This is a genomic window from Paraburkholderia sp. Ac-20336, from assembly GCF_017105025.1.
Taxonomy (GTDB): Bacteria; Pseudomonadota; Gammaproteobacteria; order Burkholderiales; family Burkholderiaceae; genus Paraburkholderia.
In genome coordinates this window covers 1-1,703 of record NZ_JAAGPS010000289.1, presented here as the reverse complement: position 1 = coordinate 1,703, position 1,703 = coordinate 1, and the positions used below count along the sequence as shown (strand labels likewise).

General features: G+C 66.4%; 2 protein-coding genes. Both read right to left on the bottom strand.

The window, feature by feature from the left end:
• The coding region (locus GXB81_RS31075; protein WP_277396825.1) for a thiamine pyrophosphate-binding protein at positions 1 to 525 on the bottom strand (525 nt) is incomplete at its 3' end.
• A 16-nt stretch (positions 526 to 541) separates the two neighbouring features.
• Positions 542 to 1,513, bottom strand: coding sequence for an ABC transporter substrate-binding protein (locus GXB81_RS31070; RefSeq protein ID WP_167285532.1), 972 nt, complete (start codon positions 1,511 to 1,513; stop codon positions 542 to 544).
• Positions 1,514 to 1,703: the final 190 nt, after the last annotated feature.

Below are 1,703 nucleotides of genomic sequence, written 5' to 3'. Positions count from 1 at the left end.
GGCCATGCGCGCCGGCGCCGAAACGGCCAGCTCGCGGTCGACGTCCTCGGGCAGGCTCACCACCACCGGGCCGGGCCGGCCGCTTTGCGCGACGTGAAACGCCTTCTGCATCAGTTCGGCGGCACGGTCGCCACGGCCGATTTCGAGTGCCCATTTCGCCATCGGCCGCGCATACGCGACCACGTCCATTTCCTGGAACGCCTCGCGATAGCGCACGTCCGACGGCACCTGGCCGACCAGCGCGACGAGCGGCGTCGAGTCCTGCTGCGCCGTATGCAGCGCGATCGCCAGATGCGTGAGACCGGGCCCGCGCGTCACCATGCAGACGCCGGTCTTGCCGGTGGCCTTGGCCCATGCCTCGGCCATCAGCCCGGCGCCCTCTTCGTGGCGCGTCGCGATCAGGCGCGGCGAGTCGCTGCCGTGAAACGCGTCCATCACCGCGAGGTAGCTTTCGCCCGGCACGCAGAACACGTGATCGATCTGCTCGGCGGCGATGGCGTTATAGATTGCCTGTGCTGTACTCATTGCGTTCCCGCTGTCCCTATTGAGAGATGAACTGGTTGGTGTAGTAAGCGGACGGTGCCTTCGGATTGTGGACACCCGCGTACTTCGAGAGGACGTCGAGCATCTTTTTCCAGTCGCCCTCGTCGGTCCAGCCAATCGGATGACCGGCCGTGGCCGGCGTATGCAGCTGTTCGTTGAGCGCGATCTTCAGGCCGCCCGCCACGAACTCGCGGTTCAGATCGGGGTACAGCTTCAGGCTCGCGTCGACGGCCGCCTCGGGGTTGCGCTGCGCCGCTTCCCAGCCCTTGCGGCTCGCGTCGACGAACTTGCGCACCACGTCGGGATGCTTCGCGAGCATGTCGTCGCTCGCGATGAGGCCGGTGCCGTACGCGACCACGCCGTATTTCGCGTAGGGCATGTACTTCGCGTCGGGCATGCGGCTGCGGATGCGCAGCAGGTCGCCGGTCGCGAAGCCGGTGAGGAACGCGCCGTCGGTTTTCAGGAACAGCGGCACGCGCGCGTTCGCATCGACGATCTGCAGCTGCACGTCGTCGGTACTCATGCCCACGCTCGCGAGCGCCGGATTCAGCATCCGCAGGTCCGCGGTGCCGGCGCTCGAAATCACGGCCTTGTGCTGCAATTGCTTGAGGTCGCCGGTGAAGCCCGAATTGGCGCGGTAGATGAGCCCCATCGTCGCCGTTTGCGTGTACACGGAAACGAGCTTCACGCCGATGTTCTGCGCGGTGATGCCGAGCACGGCGATCGAGGCATCGGACAGACCGAAGTCGTCGGCACCGGACGCGACGGTCTGCACGGTCGTGCCCGAACCCTGGCCCTGCTCGATCGAGACGTCGAGACCGGCCTGTTTGTAATAGCCGTTCACGACGGCCAGCGCGAACGGCGCGACGTAGCCGTTGAACTTGTAGTCGGTACGCAGCACGATCTTCTGCAGCGGCTCGGCGAAGGCCGACACGCTCATCGCACTCGCCGCGCACAGCGCGACTGCCATGCAAAACCGTCTAGTTATGCGAAACATCTGTGTCTCCTTTTATAAAAGTTCATCGATGAAGCGAAGACGGCAGGCCCCGCCGATGCCGTCAACCCGCGCCCGCGAGCGCCACCACCGCGCCGTGCACCACGGCGTCCACCATGACCGGCGTATCGCGATGGCGCTCGCGCGCCGCGCGCCGGCGGCTGCC